We start from the raw sequence: 15,410 nt of genomic DNA on the forward strand, positions 1-15,410 counted from the left end.
TGACTGCGTGATAAATTTTCTATTAAGTCAATGTGTTGTGCCGGTTGATTCTATTGACTGACGGTCTGTCTAGGAGATATAATATAGACAGACGGTCAGTCAATAAAAGTAGAAGGTGATGTGCATGGTCAGAATTGTTAAAAAGCCTGAGGAGAGAAAGACGGAAATTATGGATATTGCAGAGGAACTCTTTAATTCAAAAGGCTATGAGCAGACAGGTGTCAATGAAATAATAGAGAAAGCAGGAGTGGCAAAGGGTACTTTTTATTACTATTTCAAATCCAAGGATGAAATACTGGATGAGATTGTAAAACGAGCTATAGATAAGGAAATCCAAGGATTACAGGAAATTATCAAGGACAGTGGATCCAATGCCTTAGAGAAAATCAAAAACATCCTGGCATCGAATTTAAAAAACGCATGCGAAAATGAAGAGTTATTAGAGCTTCTGCACAAGAAAGAAAATGCACTCATGCATCAAAAAAGCATTGTATATTCAGCTAACAAGTATTCGCCGATTATTGCGGAAATTATCAAACAGGGTGTGGCAGAAGGAATATTTCATACTCAGTATCCTTTGGAAGTGACACAGTTTCTTATGGTTGGTATAAGCTTTTTGTTTGATACTTCCATTTTTTTGTGGACTAAGGAAGAGTATATTCAAAGATTGAACGCTTTATCATATATACTTGAAACAACGCTACATGCAGAAAAGGGCAGCTTTGAATTTTTTTCGCAAATTTTAAATGAAAGCAATTGATTAGGGAGGGACAGTATGAAACTGTTGGTTTATGGTGCCGGAGTCATCGGTACTACATATGCATGGAAACTTGATGAAGCAGGGCATGATGTTACTATCTTTGTACGTAAGGAAATGAAAAAACATATTGAAGAAAACGGATTTATATTGGAATATTTGGACACTGCTGATAAAAAGAAAGAAAGAGTGAGAAAAGCATACTTCCCAAAAGTAACAGACGCTTTGTCACCTGATGACGGTTATGAGCTCATTATCGCTGCAGTTAAATATAATCAATTGAGCGGAATATTACCAGATCTTGCAGAAAATGCGGGCGAAGCGAATATTCTCTTTTTTCAGAATAATTGGTCCGAGTTTGATATGATAGAAAAGTATGTAAAACCAGAGAATTATTTATTGGGTTTCCCTGCTATGGTGGGTGGAGGAAGAGAAGGAAACAAAATCAATTGTATAATATTCAGAGAATCGTATTCCAGTACGATGCTCGGTGAAAAAGACGGAAAGAGGACACCCAGGCTGAGCAGAGTATATAAAGTGATGAAAAGTGCAGGTATGAAGCCGGAGATATCAGATTGCCCGGTAGATTGGCTTGCAACCCATTACATAATGCAGGCGTCAGGCATTGGTGCTTTTCTGAAAGCCGGAAGCTATAGCTCGTTTGCTGCCAGCAGGCAGTTAATCAGAGAGTCGATAATGGCGCACCGGGAGGGGTTGAATGTATGTAAGGTAAGAGGATTTGACCCTAAAAAGATATTTATGTCAAGAATGTATTATTTTCCGATGTTTTTGATTTTGCCAGTTCTAAGTATGTTTTACAAAAGTGAAACCACCAGGATGATGGTAGAGGGACATATGGCTAAAGGCATGGATGAAATGATTGACGGGTTCTATAGAGTACTGGGTGACGGTGAACGCTTGGGGATAAATATGCCTTACTGGGAGCAGTTTAAGAGATATGTGGATGAGTATTATCAAAGAATTCTTCAAACTGGTACATCATGCTAAATAAATGAGGGCAAGGGAAAGGGCAGAACACATGTATTTTCTTTACAAGCTGATAGCAGGATTATTTCAAAAAAAACAGCCTGTTAGAGCTATGAAGTATTACGCTAAGGCATATGGTTTCTTAAAAGGAAAAAAGGATGTCGGGCTTCTGATGAATATGGCACTTTTATACGATCAAACAGGAGAATATGTTAAAGCAGAAGAAAAGTATAATGAGATATTGAGAATTAATCCTGAGGAATCCGCAGCTTATTATGGCCTGGGAGTTTTATTCGATAACAGCAGGCAGTTTGATAAAGCTATCAGCTGTTATAGTAGGGCTATAGAAATAAGTCCCCGGTACAGTAAAGCTTACTTCTTTCTTGCAAATATTTTTGATGAGACAGGAGATAAAAGCAAAGCTATATACAATTATAAAAAGGCAATTGAAAACGATCCCGGATATTTCTGGGCTTACAACAATCTAGGTGCTATTTATGAAGAGATGAACCAGAATGATCTCGCTTTACACACTTTTAAAGAGTGTATAAAAATTGATCCCTATCATTACAAAGCATTATTCAATATAGGGGTTGTATATGAAAAATTAGGGCATAGGGATAAAGCAATAGAGAACTACAAGCTATCAATCGCTATAAATCCCAGTTATCCTTATAGCTATCTTAATCTTGCTGTTATATATAGAAGTGCAGGAGATTTTACAAATGCAGTAAATGTGATAACACAAGGGATTGATAACAATAGGGACTCGTCCTTTCTATATTACAACAGGGCTTGTTTTTATATCCACATGAATATGCTTGATGAGTCTTTCTGTGATCTTGTTAAAGCAACTGAACTCAGTCCGGGACTGATAGAATATATGAAAGAGGATAAAGAGCTTGATCCGGTAAAGGAAATGGTAAAGTACAGGGAGAAATGGCATTGATCATCAAATGTAGATATTGATAATGCAGAGTGTAGAGTTTAAAAATGTGTTGACATTGTACACGAAGTGTGTTAAGATACTACTTAGTAAAGGGGAGTAGCTGTAAGTTATAAAGTCAACAACCGGCTTGAGAATATGGCCTGGCTTTATACTCCTGGTGGAATGCAAGACCTTTAACGTTATCTGTACAGGTAATGTTAAAGGTCTTTTTGTATATAGCTATACGATGAATTTTAGCCTTTTATTATCATACCTGATATCGGGGGTATTGCTCGTGGGGATTTTGTCCTTAATCTATGAATTTTCTATACAGGGGGATATTATGAGTAACGTATTGGGAAAAGAATGTTATGTGCTTCACTTGATAAAGAAAAACGGAGAATTGGATGTAAGATGGATCGATAAAGGCAAAATAAGATATGGGGACTATAAACTGTACATATACGAAAAAGATGAGATTTACTTTAAAGAAGCAATAGAGAATATTTATGTCAAGAGAGTAGGCAATGTAATTCTTATAAATACAAGAGACAACACAAACAGGTTTGAAGTAGTTGTTAAGAACATCTGGAATAATACGGAGATTGTTGATTTAGGGCTAATAAACACTATACTGAACAGAAATACAGTGTAAATAAAAGTTATCAATTGCTGATGATGACATAGTGTGTTCCTTCCCTTACCTTAACAGGAAGCAATTTATTATTGATTCGCGAGTAGTATTTTGTTAACATAGAAAAAAAGTAATACTGTTTTTTCGGTTGGGCGGGCAAATTGCCTGCTTCAAGATTTTAGCAGACTTCTGGGGCGGGAAGTTTATATAAACTTACCTGCCTTTTCTATTGAAGCAGGCTACAATTCAAAAATAAAAATCGGGGGTTACATACTAATGAAAAAAAGTCTTGTCAGATGCATATCATTATCGGTATTAGTTAGTCTGGTCGCATTATCATCTGTTGCATGCAATACAAGCACAAAACCTACAGGCGCAAATCAAAACCAAATCACTGCTGTTCCGGTCAATGTCCAGAATCCCGCAAAAGGTACAAAGACTCAAGAACCAAAAAACACTCAAAACGATTCTGCTAAAAATGAAAATGAACCGTTTAAGAACTCAGGGAAAAAAAGAGTTAAGGCCAAAGGTCTTTACCTGACTGCAACGTCAGCTGGGACCAGGCTCAAGCATTATGTCGATTTAGCCAATACAACGGAAATAAACAGTTATGTCATCGATTTGAAAAACGATTACGGTACAGTGTGTTTCGATTCACAAAATCCATTAGCTAAAGAAATCGGGGCTATTGAAAAGAGATATGATATTGATAAGGTCATAAAGGAACTCCATGATAATAATATCTATGCTATAGCCAGGATTGTTTGTTTTAAAGATCCTATTCTTGCAAAGAGCAAACCCGAGCTTGCAATAAAGAATAAGGATGGAGGACTATATGTTCACAATAAAATGAATTGGGTGAACGCATATAACAAGGAAGCATGGCAGTATAATATAGATTTGGCGAAAGAAGCACTTGCAAAGGGGTTTGATGAAGTACAGTTTGACTATATCAGATTTCCTGACGGTAAAAAGAGTGAGATGTTTTTTGGTGATATAGGAGGAAAGAAAAAAAGTGAAGCAGTTAATGAATTTTTAGCTTATGCAAGACAGCAAATGCCGGACGCAATACTGGCAGGTGACGTGTTTGCCATAATATGTGAAAGCCCGGGGGATACTGAAGGCATTGGGCAGATTTGGGAAGAGGTCGGAAAGAATCTGGATTATGTATGTCCTATGGCTTATCCTTCGCATTATGCAACAGGTCAGATAGTGAATAAAGTGAAATTCTCAAAACCTGATTTGGATCCGTATGGGGTAATAAAAAATACACTTTTAAAGGCAAAAGCAAGACTGGACAAGGTAGAAGGACACAAACCAATACTGAGGACATACTTGCAGGACTTCACAGCGACATGGATAGGTAAGGGCAACTGGCAATACTATGAGGATGCACAGATTAAGCAGCAGATACAGGGCGTATATGATGCGGGATATGAAGAATGGTTCCTATGGGATCCTATGAATAAATATAGAGAAGATGCTTTTAAAAAAGAATAAGGTATGAATAAAGCCTAAACACAAGTTGAATTGTGTTTTAGGCTTTATTTGCTTATACCTGCCTCTTCAGGCAGAAGAATAGGTTTCATTTTATCAGATATATACTTAAAACCATTTTTAAAGAACTTAGGTAGAATGAAGGAAATGAACCTTAGTACATACTTGGAGTTTTTCATGGCTATGGGTGCAATCAGTGTCATAATGAAAACATACACTCCGGTAAACTGATATAGAGATTCATCAATAGCTCCGCTTGTATAACCTATGGTGGCAAATATCAATGAATACTCGCCTCGGGCTATCATGCTCGTTCCTATGGCTACAGCACTTTTAGAAGAAAAGCCGCTGAAGTATGCTGAAGAGGAAGTTATCAGGATTTCTCCCAAAACTGTTACCGGGACAGCAATAGCTATTAACCATAATATATCGGGAACCTGTCTGGGATCCAGCAGCATACCGAATGAAATAAAAAATACTGTGAGAAAAATATCCTTAAATGCAGCGACCGTTCTGTGAAGTCTTTCTTCAACATCATAGCTGACAATTACCATACCGAACAGGAAGGCACCTGCTGCAGAAGCCAGACCCAAGTACGTAGCCAGTGACCCGACAAGCAGTATGATACCTATCATAAATGCAGTAAAAAGCTCCTGCGAATCTATCCGCGTCAAAACATCTATAAATTTGTTTATGATGAAAATACCTGCAAGAATAAAAACACTATAGAATACGATTGACTTTACAACAAGTAAGGATATCGTACCGATTTCAACATGGTTAAAAGCTGCAAAGCTCGATAGTATGCCCAAAAGTACAATAGCAAAGAAATCCTCAAAAACCATTACTCCCATCAGGACTTCGGACTCTTTGGAGGCAGTCCTTTTCATGTCAAATAGAAGCTTGGCTACGACTCCGCTGCTGCTTAAAGCGATGATTCCTGCAAAAAAAAGCTTCTCCTTGAAAGCAAACTGCAGGATAGAACCCAGTATAAGGCCTAAAATAAGGTTAAATACGATTTCATACGTACCAATAAAGAAAACGGAATTTTTTATTCGCCTGAATTTATTTATTGAAAATTCTATACCAAGAAAGAACATAAGAAATACGATTCCAAGCTCTGATAAATTGCTCAATGCTTTTGTATCGTGTATGATGCCGAAAACATTAGGGCCGATCAATACCCCGGTTATTATATATCCTATTATTACAGACTGGTTTATTTTCTTCATCAGTAACGCTGCAAAGAATCCTAAAAACAGGACTATGCCCAAATCAAATAGTATGCTGGTATGCATTTTGCCTCCTTAATATAAACAGTTAAGTAAATATGACTACCGGATTATAGCAAGAAAATCCTTAAATCTTTCGGGTTTACCGATAACAACGCAGGTATCACCCTCCTGGAATATATAGTCGGAGCTTGGATTTGGTATATAATTGTCATCCCTCAAAATTGCTATGATGGATACCTGGGTTTTTTTCCTTATTCCCAAACCACCTATAGCTTTACCGATAACCGGTGAATCCTTTTCTATCTTGTACCAGTCTATACGTATACCTTCAAGGGCAAGCTCCAGGTTTTCGACTGCTTTAGGTTTGAACATTACACCTGATAAAAATCCTCCAAGCCTTCTGGCTTCTTCATCAAGTAGGGTAACACTTGCCTGTGGATCTCCCTCTTTGTCCATGATGTATAATTCGCGTTTCCCATCATGGTGGATTACAAGCACAAGCTTCTCTTTTGAATATGTCGTACAGCTGATTTTTTTTCCTATACCCGGCAAATCTGATTCACTGAAAAATGACATAGCATAACCTCCTGATGAAATGTTGGTTTTATGGTATGAATAAATGTTATAATATTTTTGTAACTTTCCTTTATTCTATCAGAAATATTATTATTTATAAATACAAATAGTATTCTAAAGAGAGGTGTTATTGTTGAAAATCGTAATTATCGGGTGTGGACGGGTTGGAAGCAAGCTTGCCTGCCAGCTTGCACATGAAGGCAATGATGTGGCTGTTATAGACAGGAATCCACTGGCTTTTGACAAGCTGCAAAATAACTTGGCCGTGAATATGATTGTAGGGACAGGTATTGACGAGGATGTAATGATTAATGCGGGTGTAAAGGATGCTGATGCTGTTATTTCGGTTGCAAAGGGAGACAACACAAATATAATGGCAGGTCAGATTGCCAAGTTTCTGTTTAATGTTCCTAAGGTTATAGTAAGGATTGTTGACCCGAAGAGTAAAAAGTTCTATGAAGATGAACTCGGATTGACTTGCTATTGTCCTACTGAAGTCAGCTCGAATAATTATCTGAAAATTTTAGGGGGGATATAGTTATGTATGTAATAGTTGTCGGTGCAGGACAGGTTGGATACTATCTGACAAAAAACCTCCTATCAAAAGGATATGAAGTAACACTGGTTGACTGGGATTACAACCGGGTACAATTACTGGATCAGGAGTTGGGTGGAAACGTTATGTATGCCTCCGGTTCATCTATAGACGGACTCGAGAAAGCGGGTTGTGCTAGGGCAGATGTTATAGTAGCAGTTACGGGTGATGATGAAGACAACCTGGTAATATGCCAGCTGGGAAAAAGGTACTTTAAGGTTTCCAAAGCCATAGCAAGAATAAATAACCCTAAAAATGAAAGAGTTTTCAGAGAATTGGGAGTAGGTACAACAATCAGTGGGACAACATCCATATCGGAGGCCATTGAGAGATACGTTGCAAAACAGCAGTTAACTACACTCCTGACATTCGATCATAATGAAATGGCTCTTGTAGAGGCTGAGCTGCAGCAAGATTCTCCAGTAGTAGGGAAAAAGATATGTGAGATTTCTCTTCCATATGAGTGCATTATAGCAATGATATTAAGAGGAAGAAATGTTGTTTTTGCTAAAGGTGATACAGTACTTGAAGCTAAAGATATGGTCATAGCCATTTCCACACAGAAAGAGCAGGAGAATCTGAAGACTGTTCTACTCGGCAGCTCGGAGGTGTAGCTGATGGCATATAAAAATATTCTTATACCTACTGATGGTACTCTGGTAAGTGAAACTATCATTGATTTCATATGCTCTATACAAAAGGTAATGAATGCGGTCATTAATGTGGTTTACGTCATAGAAGTACCCAGAAACCTGCCTTTGGGAGCACAGATCCCTGAGAAGGCAGAAGTAGCTCAAACAGCGATAAACCGAGTCAGAGAAATCGCAGAAAAACATGATGTTCAGGTAAATACTTCAATAATATACGCAAGGACGGCTGAAGACAGTATACTTTCTACAGCCCAGGAACTTAAGTGTGATGTAATTGCAATCGCGCAGGATAATCAGAAACTGAGGATTTTTTCCAATACTACATCAAATATATATCAGAGATCAAAGTGCAGTGTTTGGCTTTTTAACAATAAAGGTTAGATTGCACATGTTTCTTTAAGTAAAGTAAATGGGCAATATGATGGTTTTACATCATACTGCCCATTTTATTAATTGTATTTTTTTGTTTGAATACATTATCTTGTATTGATTACCTCACTGAGCGGAGGAGCATTGATCTCGATTTCCGAACCGATATTGATATAACTGGTTTCTATGGAACTATCTATATCAACATCGTCATTTGCATCGGTAAATTTCATATTTGCTGAAAAGTGGTAAATATCCTTTATGATCCTGTTTTGCTGGTCAAGATAAACAACTACCTTGCCTGAAAACGGGCTTTTAAGAATTTGTTCCATGTCTGTGGGCTGATCAAAATAACCTTCTGCAGTAAGTAATGAAAACAGTGTTTTAAATGCTTCGCTAGTAAGAGTTATTTCATATTTTGTTGCAGCTATGCCATTAACTTCTGTTTGTCCGGAGCTTGATATTGCAAGCTTTCTGTAACTTCTTACAAATTGTTCTGCTTTGATTTTGTTTGCTTCGGAATTAATAACCGGGGCATCCTGAGATGACAACCCACTTGTAGGTAAAAGCAGCCATTTGCTTTCCCCCGGCAGTTTCATGTAGAGCTCCTTTCCTACCGTGATAGTTTCATATTCCATACTGGAGGAAGGAAGACCTGTGCCATAGAACTCCATTTTCGAGTTTATACGTGTATTCAGATTGTTGACTGCCCCATTGGCTGAAAAATTAAAGTTAACATCCTCATTGAGTGGTCTATTATACATCTTAAGAACCGCATTTGAAGACAGTTCCCCTTTATAGCCCTGCATACCGCTTTTTAGAGCTTCATAAAGCTCCGGATATTGAACCGGGCCGGTGATAGCCTTTACCATTTCGGTTGTTTTATTTCTGCTGTTTAAGTACCTGTAAATAACTACTGCTGCCTGTTGACGGTTTGCAGGACTTTGGGGGGCAAAGCTTGAATTTCCTACTCCTCCCATAAGGCCGCTTTCCATCACAAACTCAATATGATCGGTAGCCCAGGGAGAAATCTTTTTTTTATCTTTAAGGTTGCCGACATTGATTAACTCCTGCTGTTTGTTGATCTGCTCATCTTCAAGACCGAGAGACCGGACAAACATGATTGCCATCTGCTCCCGCGTACATTTCTGATTTATTCCGAAGGTGCCTTTTGAACCTTTTGTTATTATTCCTTCCCTATAGGCTGCCTCTACGTACTTATATGCCCAATGGCCGGCCGGAACATCCTTAAAAGTAGGTACTGAAGGAACATTTGAAGTATCATAATTGAGAGCCCTGACCAGCATTATTACTATATGTCCGCGGGTAACCGTATCTTTTGGGCTAAAATTGCCGTTGCCACCGCCTTTGATAATACCTTTGGCGACGAGGTCCGATACTGCTTCCTTTGCATAATCCGAGACAGAATTCATGTCTTTTATAGCAGCAGCCTGGACAGCTTGTGCACTAAGAGCTAAAACTCCGGAAAAGACTGCTATGGCTAGAAATTTCGCAAGTGTTGATCTAACATACCTTATATGCTTCATACTCCACTCCCTCTTGATTTCTAAATTATACTCGCTTCGCAAAACAAACATTTGCATTATCAAAGTTCCGTTGATATGCAATAAGTCAATATGCAATCAATTCCAATGAACTAGCACGACAGCTTAATTCAAGGCATATAAAGCAAATATGATACATTATTATAAATATTTTATGTAAACAAGTCTACTGGAAAATAACTTGCTATGGGGCATGGGATTATGGAGTGGAGCGTAAACATGTTTGGAGTATTCCAGGCAAGCACAAGTAAGCTGGGTAATAAGAAAGCATTAAGAACAGGCGGAAATGTAAAATTCCAAGGCAAACCGCAAGCAGTTTGCCTTGGAATAAATAATTACCTGATAGTTATTATTTCTGTTTTTCCTACATTGATAGAGTCTCTTGAGGATATTCCCTGAATTACAGTTCCATCTGCCTTGTAAGTCCCGGGACTTACTACTCTCGCATAATAATAGAGTGGCAGCTTGTGTGAATCTTTGGGCCATTCGCTGTAGACATAGAAGCTTACCTTTTGCCCATCTATGTTTCCATAAGAACAATGCTTGTCGTATATGGCTCCCAAACTGGAGGGAATTGCAACAGGCTTCAATCCTGACGGCAGGTAATCCGTTATTTCATATCCTCCTTCAATTGCTTTTGCACCTATATTCCAATCAAGCACTACTTTAACAATATCATTTTCTTTAAAGGTTGTTGTCTGCTTAGTGGGGTTGGCGTATGAGAAGTATTTTCTCGAAACAGAAATATTGGGGTCAAGCTTAGCGGGCAGAGTTGTTTGCTCTTTAAACACTGATATCACTGAAATGCTTCCGCTGACGCTTGAAATTTTCAGTTCGGATATCTTCCTTGAAGGAATATTCAGAGTAAATACCTCTCCATTTTTTAGTGCCCTGGTATGTTTTTTACCATATAAAGTATAAGTGAATTTGGCAGTATCTTCTGTTGCTTTACCGATTTCCTGAGCTATATATGTAAGCTTTTCCAGATTAATGAGTATATCTTTTGTGCTGTTTGCCAAACAGTATTCATATAACCCCTTTTTCTCAGGCTTGTTTAGCTTGGATGCGAGCTGGGAGGCGAGAGAGGTGCACTCGAGAGTGTCGTCCCTGTCAATCCCTGTATTCAGCCTGTAATAAGGTCTGTATTCCTCGATATATTTTGATATACTGTCAGTGAACAGCCTGTCGGCCTTACTGGTTTCACCCAGCTCACAGTAAGCAAGTGCAATGTATAATATATCCTTGATGTTTGCATTTTCAACCTTGGCAGCCTTATCAAGATCGAGCAGTACCGGCTCTCCCAATGCTGAAAGCCCATAAAGCGCATTACCCTTTAGACCCGGTGAATCGCTGTATAAAGTATTATAGAAGTATTCCTTCAGTCTGGGAATATTTATTTCTTTGCTTACCAATGGAGTGAGTTTTGCACTCAGATCAATGTCACTGCTGCCGTAGGGGAGCAGTGCTATGCCGCCGTCCTGCGTCTGGTAGTCTGAAGCCTTGAAGCTCTGCCCACTATATAGAATTTCTTCATTTTTAAAGTGGGTCTTAATAAGCTCGGCTGACATTTTTGCTGCAAGCTTCTGATCAATTCTGTTGCCACCTGTATAGAGCATGTTTGTAAGAACGGGGAGATAAGCTCCTTTGGTCCCGTCAGTAAAAACAAGTTTTGTGTTACCTGAATTTCCGCCTTTTAGTGCTGTATTTTTTGAAAGCTTGTAGTACACTGCTCTGTCTATCTGGTGATAGGAATTAAGCACTGTAAGCTTTTGCTTGATTGAATCCTTCAATCCGTTAGCTGTAAAGGCTGTAATAAATATATCGTTATTTCCTTCCGTCAGCTTCCATAAAGGAATGTTTACTCTTTCAAATGCTTTTCCGTGAGCTTTGAGTTTGACTTTAGGGTTGGAAGAGCTTGAAACTTCAAAAAATATTGTATCACTGTCTTTTAAATCATTGCCATAGGCATTTACACCTATCACCGGAGTATCCCCTGCCAGATAAGTTGAATTCATTGTGTAGTTGATAAAAAATGGCAGTGATACCTTTAGCTCCACTCTGTTGCTGCCGCTCATAAGATTAGGTGTTACGCCTGCAAGTGTAACTCTCCAGGAAGTGATGTTGTCCGGGAGCTTGAATTTCAGCTCACCTGTGCCTTTTTCGTTGAGAATTATGGTGCTGAAGAATGCTGTATCTCTGAAATCCTCTCTAAGTTTGGCAGATTCATTGTTTAGGTAGGATTTGGCTTTTACATTTCTTAATCCCCCGTCTTCCTTTTCTACCGACATAGTTGCAGAGTCAATTCCTTTACTCTCATAACCCCTGCTGCTTTCTTCCATACCAGAGTTTAAATGTGACTGGTAGGTATAATTTATACCGGAAGGGACACAGGCATATATCCGGTCCAGGGTGTTTGCTTCGTGATCCTGCAGCTTTAAAAGGGCCTCATCTACTATACTTGCATTAATAACAGCTTTTTGAGGAACGCCGGATTTGTTTTTTGCGTTTATTTTTATTCTTACTTCTTCACCTGGCTTATAGGAGCTTTTATCCATTTGTGCAGATATTTCAAGCTCTTTTTCCTTATAGTCAAATACACAATTGTAGAATTCCGATTCTACATAAGTAATTCCGTTAAAATATACTCCCAGTACGTAGGTATTTGGAATATCCTTCTCTGCCAGCTTGAAGGAATGTATAGCAGTATTTGTGAGAGAATAGTCTCTTATACCGTTTTGTGACTTAATAAACATAAAACTGTTCTGCACCTGTGGAGCCGATACCTGTATAGGTGACTTGCCTTTGCTAAAAGTTAGGCTTACTGTTTCATCCAGTTTGTAGGAGTCCTTACCCCCTTCCAGGTGATAGCTGTTATCTTCATAGTAGTTGTTATAGTATCTGTTATATTCATAATATTTCCCGATGTATATATGATTGAATTCCATTTTTCTTCCGGAGTTGTCGTTGCAGCGGATTGACGCACTATACCAGCCGTCCTCAAAATCAGGCAGGTTTATACTGAAAGAAGCTTTTCCCTGACTATCTGTAGTCATAGTGAAGTTTTTTACAGCTTCCATACGCGTTTCATACCTGTAGGATTTCTGGGTTACTTTGTTAATAAAGTCATAATACTGACCATCTTCGATCTTTACCCAGGTGTTTTTATATAAGGTGCCCTCAAGCATTTTTCCTCCGACCGGATTGCCCAGATAATCGCCGCTATCTTTTGCGGTTCCGTTGTTTAGCCTGTCGAGCACTATCTTACTGACAGCAGCACTTATAGTTTTCGTATCTTTTTTTATATCGGTAGCAATGTTTACGATTATATCATTAATAAATACCCTTACTGTATTACTTTCAGAAATTTCTCCAATTTCAGGAAGTGAAGCATTAACATGTAAAGCTGAATGATTTTCACCCTGGAAATTTTCTTCAGCAGAAGGTTTATACTTCAGCACCAAATTTCCTTTAGAGTCAGTAGTCTTTGTTTCCGATATCGACCTGCCTCCGAAGCCGTTATGAATATTATAATTCACATTCAGATTCGGAACACTGGTACCTTCAAAGAAGGATGCCTTGACTTTGAACTCAACCTGTTCACCTGTAAAAACAGCTTCCTTGTTTTTGATAATTTCTATTTTATAAGGTGGCTTTACATAGTTTTCAACAGAAAGATAGGTACTTGTAATAATCTCATCACCTTTTTTTGCGATGAGCCTATAGCTTCCCGGCTCAAGATTCGGCAGCTCCAGAGTGCTGTCAAAAATGCCGTTCTTTACATCAACTTTCTGACTTATAAGGGTTTGTGGATTACCAGGGTAATGAAATCCCTTCATTCCTACCTTGTTATGGTGAAAATACCAGTAGCCCTGACTTATTTCAATAGTTATGGAGTCAATTTTTTCGTTTTCATATCTGTTCTTTATAAAACCCCAGAAGCTAACAGTATCATCAGGCTTAAAAAGACTTCTGTCCATTTGGAGATAATTCCAGTACATATTTGTGCCATATCCGCCATAATACCTGTAAATATATGAATTATAGTCCAACACGGCTGTTTTTCCATCTTTTGCTGTTATTTTAAGATATTTCTTGCTCTCCAGGCTGTTATCCTCAGATACAGAGATGGCAGCGGCAGGAGTGGGAAAGAAGGCTACACCATTTGAATCTGTGGTATGCTTTATGTTGTAGCCGATTAAAGAAAGGGATGCATCCTCAACAGGCTTTTTAGTTGCCAGATCATTAAGCCATACGATAGTTTTATTATTGCTTTTTGCTATGTACATACCAATATCTGTAACTTCAATAAATGTCTGAAATCTTATGCCCTCCCAGATGCTGTCTACAAGATAGTACCCTGCCGGTAGTGACTCAGGAAGCTTTATAAACTGCGGTCCATTGTTTTCTACGCCTAATTCCTGCTCAAAGTCCTGCGCTTTAGCTAAACCTTCAGAATCCATGAAATTACTATAATAGTTCAAGTATGCCCACATGGGGATGGTGGATTTCTTCATCAAAATTTCTATGAAGCTATCAACGTTGCCATAAGAATAGACTGCAGTTTTGACTTTGACGGTATTTTCTTTTACTCTTTCCTTATTTATATAGTAATCTATAGGTATATATGGCTTTTCGCCTGTTTTAAACTCGTTAAGATGCTTGTTGTACGTAAAATAACCCTTGTAATATAGGTTATCTTCATTGTCAACAGGTGTTTTGCTTGTTTCAAACATGAAGACATAGTCTTCTTTCAGGCTGTAGTCCGTACCTTTGAGTTTTAGACCTTTTTTAACGGTTACAGTGTATAATGTACCTTCCTCCAGTTTTTTAGGAACAAACACAGCAGCTTTTTTATGTCTTTCAAAGGTTCCAGGTGTGGAAGGTGATATCTCGAAATATTTGTCAATATCTTCATAGTCTTCATGGCTGAAATATATTTCTATTCCTGAGTTTACAGGTACATTTGCAGATTTGTCGGAAGGGAATACACCTGAGATCTTGAAGACTGCGCTGGTCTGAAAGGTCCAGGTTATGTCTGTATTACCATTTTTCAATCTGAAGGTATAAAGCTTATTCTGCTCAAATGCTCTTGAGGGAGTAATAAGAAAAGTATTAGAACTCTTTTCTTCTATGATCGGCTCAGGTTCACCGTCTATAGAAAAGCTTTCCTGCAATTCTTCAGGTTTTGTTGTGACTTGAGCTTTCAATATGTATTTACTGTCAGGCTTTACACCTGTAGAATCCGAGTTTACCGGATCAAGGCTATAGCCTTTTCTGAAATTCTCTGCGTTTGCTATACTGACAGATAGTGGGCTGGCTGCAACAAACACACTTGTAAGAAAAATAACAACTAAAATACTGCATGTAATTCTTTTTAGCACTGGTAAGCACCTCCATTATAGTGATTTGTATCTTGAATAACGGCTTTTTCAAATCGGATGTTATCAAATAGTAAACTCCGGACCACTAGTATAAGTTAACTTAATTTGGTCAGCGAGTTGATTAATATTATAGACTTGAAGGCCATGGAATTTGTTCCAATTATAAAAAGGTAATAATTAGAAACTGATATAGATTACAAATCAATGATGAATAAGAAAATGTATAAATCTGCAAA

At 38.2% G+C, this 15,410-nt stretch carries 13 protein-coding genes and 1 other annotated feature; of the genes, 9 read left to right on the forward strand and 4 right to left on the reverse strand.

Annotation, left to right across the window (positions count from 1 at the left end; all coding sequences use genetic code 11):
- Nucleotides 1-124 precede the first annotated feature (124 nt).
- The 5 genes from N3I35_10870 to N3I35_10890 all read left to right on the forward strand — a co-directional run bounded on the left by N3I35_10870 (nucleotide 125) and on the right by N3I35_10890 (nucleotide 4,806).
- Nucleotides 125-760, forward strand: coding sequence for a TetR/AcrR family transcriptional regulator (locus N3I35_10870; GenBank protein MCX8130586.1), 636 nt, complete (start codon nucleotides 125-127; stop codon nucleotides 758-760).
- 15 nt (nucleotides 761-775) lie between these two features.
- Nucleotides 776-1,765 carry a ketopantoate reductase family protein gene (locus N3I35_10875; GenBank protein MCX8130587.1) on the forward strand — a complete coding sequence of 330 codons (990 nt, stop codon included), beginning with the start codon at nucleotides 776-778 and terminating at the stop codon, nucleotides 1,763-1,765.
- A 31-nt stretch (nucleotides 1,766-1,796) separates the two neighbouring features.
- Nucleotides 1,797-2,693, forward strand: coding sequence for a tetratricopeptide repeat protein (locus tag N3I35_10880; protein ID MCX8130588.1), 897 nt, complete (start codon nucleotides 1,797-1,799; stop codon nucleotides 2,691-2,693).
- Between the two features lie 322 nt (nucleotides 2,694-3,015).
- Entirely contained in the window at nucleotides 3,016-3,327 is a 312-nt protein-coding gene (locus N3I35_10885) for a hypothetical protein (GenBank protein MCX8130589.1), read from the forward strand.
- Nucleotides 3,328-3,452: 125 nt separating this feature from the next.
- Nucleotides 3,453-3,510, forward strand: a sequence feature (sodium ion sensor (DUF1646 type); this cis-regulatory element may regulate processes involved in with the transportation of sodium ions).
- A 72-nt stretch (nucleotides 3,511-3,582) separates the two neighbouring features.
- Nucleotides 3,583-4,806, forward strand: a complete 1,224-nt coding sequence (locus N3I35_10890; protein ID MCX8130590.1) for a putative glycoside hydrolase — start codon at nucleotides 3,583-3,585, stop codon at nucleotides 4,804-4,806.
- A 44-nt stretch (nucleotides 4,807-4,850) separates the two neighbouring features.
- Here N3I35_10890 and N3I35_10895 read toward each other — a convergent pair whose 3' ends face one another.
- A complete protein-coding gene (locus tag N3I35_10895; GenBank protein MCX8130591.1) occupies nucleotides 4,851-6,101 on the reverse strand; it encodes a cation:proton antiporter in 1,251 nt (416 codons plus the stop codon).
- 36 nt (nucleotides 6,102-6,137) lie between these two features.
- Nucleotides 6,138-6,614, reverse strand: a complete 477-nt coding sequence (locus tag N3I35_10900; protein ID MCX8130592.1) for a cation:proton antiporter regulatory subunit — start codon at nucleotides 6,612-6,614, stop codon at nucleotides 6,138-6,140.
- Nucleotides 6,615-6,747: 133 nt separating this feature from the next.
- Here N3I35_10900 and N3I35_10905 point away from each other — a divergent pair, with 133 nt between their 5' ends.
- Genes N3I35_10905 through N3I35_10915 form a run of 3 tightly spaced genes read left to right on the forward strand, consistent with a single transcriptional unit; the run spans nucleotide 6,748 to nucleotide 8,240 of the window.
- A complete protein-coding gene (locus tag N3I35_10905) occupies nucleotides 6,748-7,152 on the forward strand; it encodes an NAD-binding protein (GenBank protein MCX8130593.1) in 405 nt (134 codons plus the stop codon).
- A 2-nt stretch (nucleotides 7,153-7,154) separates the two neighbouring features.
- Nucleotides 7,155-7,823: a TrkA family potassium uptake protein gene (locus N3I35_10910; protein ID MCX8130594.1), complete on the forward strand. Its 669-nt coding sequence runs from the start codon at nucleotides 7,155-7,157 to the stop codon at nucleotides 7,821-7,823.
- Nucleotides 7,824-7,826: 3 nt separating this feature from the next.
- Nucleotides 7,827-8,240, forward strand: coding sequence for a universal stress protein (locus N3I35_10915; protein MCX8130595.1), 414 nt, complete (start codon nucleotides 7,827-7,829; stop codon nucleotides 8,238-8,240).
- 95 nt (nucleotides 8,241-8,335) lie between these two features.
- Here the strand turns inward: N3I35_10915 and N3I35_10920 are convergent, their stop codons facing one another.
- Entirely contained in the window at nucleotides 8,336-9,775 is a 1,440-nt protein-coding gene (locus N3I35_10920; GenBank protein MCX8130596.1) for an S-layer homology domain-containing protein, read from the reverse strand.
- Nucleotides 9,776-9,994: 219 nt separating this feature from the next.
- Between N3I35_10920 and N3I35_10925 the strand changes: the two genes are divergently transcribed.
- Nucleotides 9,995-10,192 (forward strand): hypothetical protein, encoded by a 198-nt coding sequence (locus N3I35_10925; GenBank protein MCX8130597.1) that lies wholly within the window; start codon nucleotides 9,995-9,997, stop codon nucleotides 10,190-10,192.
- Here the strand turns inward: N3I35_10925 and N3I35_10930 are convergent.
- Nucleotides 10,129-15,174, reverse strand: coding sequence for an Ig-like domain-containing protein (locus tag N3I35_10930; GenBank protein MCX8130598.1), 5,046 nt, complete (start codon nucleotides 15,172-15,174; stop codon nucleotides 10,129-10,131). The two genes, N3I35_10925 and N3I35_10930, sit on opposite strands and share 64 nt — an antisense overlap.
- Nucleotides 15,175-15,410: the final 236 nt, after the last annotated feature.

The organism is Clostridia bacterium (assembly GCA_026414765.1).
Classification (GTDB): domain Bacteria; phylum Bacillota; class Clostridia; order Acetivibrionales; family DSM-27016; genus SKW86.

Bases quoted from the DNA above. Each gene is read 5' to 3' on its own strand.
- N3I35_10900 (MCX8130592.1), bottom strand. From the start codon at position 6,614: ATGTCATTTTTCAGTGAATCAGATTTGCCGGGTATAGGAAAAAAAATC.
- N3I35_10895 (MCX8130591.1), bottom strand. From the start codon at position 6,101: ATGCATACCAGCATACTATTTGATTTGGGCATAGTCCTGTTTTTAGGA.
- N3I35_10890 (MCX8130590.1), top strand. From the start codon at position 3,583: ATGAAAAAAAGTCTTGTCAGATGCATATCATTATCGGTATTAGTTAGT.
- N3I35_10870 (MCX8130586.1), top strand. From the start codon at position 125: ATGGTCAGAATTGTTAAAAAGCCTGAGGAGAGAAAGACGGAAATTATG.
- N3I35_10915 (MCX8130595.1), top strand. From the start codon at position 7,827: ATGGCATATAAAAATATTCTTATACCTACTGATGGTACTCTGGTAAGT.
- N3I35_10910 (MCX8130594.1), top strand. From the start codon at position 7,155: ATGTATGTAATAGTTGTCGGTGCAGGACAGGTTGGATACTATCTGACA.
- N3I35_10880 (MCX8130588.1), top strand. From the start codon at position 1,797: ATGTATTTTCTTTACAAGCTGATAGCAGGATTATTTCAAAAAAAACAG.
- N3I35_10885 (MCX8130589.1), top strand. From the start codon at position 3,016: ATGAGTAACGTATTGGGAAAAGAATGTTATGTGCTTCACTTGATAAAG.
- N3I35_10925 (MCX8130597.1), top strand. From the start codon at position 9,995: ATGGAGTGGAGCGTAAACATGTTTGGAGTATTCCAGGCAAGCACAAGT.
- N3I35_10920 (MCX8130596.1), bottom strand. From the start codon at position 9,775: ATGAAGCATATAAGGTATGTTAGATCAACACTTGCGAAATTTCTAGCC.
- N3I35_10875 (MCX8130587.1), top strand. From the start codon at position 776: ATGAAACTGTTGGTTTATGGTGCCGGAGTCATCGGTACTACATATGCA.